At 49.4% G+C, this 1,394-nt stretch carries 1 protein-coding gene; it reads left to right on the forward strand.

Annotation, left to right across the window (positions count from 1 at the left end; genetic code table 11):
* The first annotated feature begins 121 nt into the window (after positions 1 to 121).
* Entirely contained in the window at positions 122 to 1,240 is a 1,119-nt protein-coding gene (locus AAKU61_RS22585) for a transposase (protein WP_322117783.1), read from the forward strand.
* Positions 1,241 to 1,394: the final 154 nt, after the last annotated feature.

A 1,394-nucleotide genomic window follows, 5' to 3' on the forward strand; every position in this document is an offset into this window, starting at 1 on the left:
GAGGTTCTTGCAAAACGAAACACCGGAGAGTAATTTTATTGCGAGAAGCGCAAAATAGATGAGAAAGGAGCGGCCATTTCTGGCAAGATGAAAGTGACTAAACAACCATCTGCGCTCCGCTATGAATCCTACACAACGCCTGCTGATAATGCAACGCTGGAATTTACTGCAACACGATTTGCTACCGGAGATAAAACAGCAATGCGGGTCACTGACGCCGAAGCTGGAAAAATTGATTCATGTACTAGACTGGGTGCGCATCGAAGAATTTGTGTCGGACCAATGGCAAGGGATAGGACGCAAACCGCATGACCGTGGTGCATTGGCCAGCGCCTTCATCGCCAAAGCTGTGTTGGGGCTCAATACAACAGCGGCCTTAATAGAACGATTGACGATGGATCGCAGTTTAAAACGGCTGTGCGGCTTTGAGATGTGGAAAGAAGTTCCGAATGAAGCCACTTTTTCGCGCGCCTTTGGCGAATTTGCCCAAGCCAAATTAGCGGAGAAAGTGCACGAAGCGCTGATCAAGAGTTATTTAGGCGACAGCCTCATTGGACACATCAGCCGTGACGGCACGGCGATTGCGGCGCGCGAGAAGCCGAAGAAACACATGAAAGTTGTTTCCGTAGAAAAGGCCCAAAAGCAGCGCCGTGGACGGCCAAAGAAAGGCGAGATAAGGCCGCCAAAGGAAGAGAAAGTGACCAAGATAGGCTGGCAGTTGACGCAAACTTTACCGAGCATCGTCAATGCTTTACCCAAAGAGTGTGACCGCGGCACTAAATGCAATGCGCAAGGTTATAAAGTGAGTTGGAACGGCTACAAGCTGCATATCGACACCGCTGACTGCGGCGTTGCCATCAGTGCGCTATTGACCAGCGCCTCGGTGCACGATAGTCAAACGGCGGTGCCGTTAGCAACGATGACGGCCGCACGAGTAACGAATTTGTACGATTTGATGGATGCAGCGTATTGCAGTGAAGAGTTAAGGGCACACAGCAAAAGTCTTGGCCACGTGCCATTAATTGATCACAACGCACGCGGCGGGGAGAAGAAACCGTTCGCCCCGCATGAACAACAGCGTTATAAAGAACGCACGCAAGCTGAACGTACCAATGGCAGGCTGAAAGACGAATTTGGTGGCACGACAGTACGGGTGCGTGGTAGCGAAAAAGTGATGTCGCATTTGATGTTTGGTTTATTGGTATTGACCGCAGATCAGTTGATGCGTTTATTTACGTAACAGCTTTGCTTTTAAAGAGTCGAAAAAAACAACGTTTCCCAACGTTCATAGGGGCAGTGATGGTCACATAGGGATTGACACGCCATAAAACGATAATCCGGCACAAATTCATGTCACATGTGCCGCTTCAAACAAGAAAACCAATCGCAACAGT

This window comes from Undibacterium sp. GrIS 1.2, assembly GCF_040544435.1.
GTDB lineage: Bacteria > Pseudomonadota > Gammaproteobacteria > Burkholderiales > Burkholderiaceae_D > Undibacterium.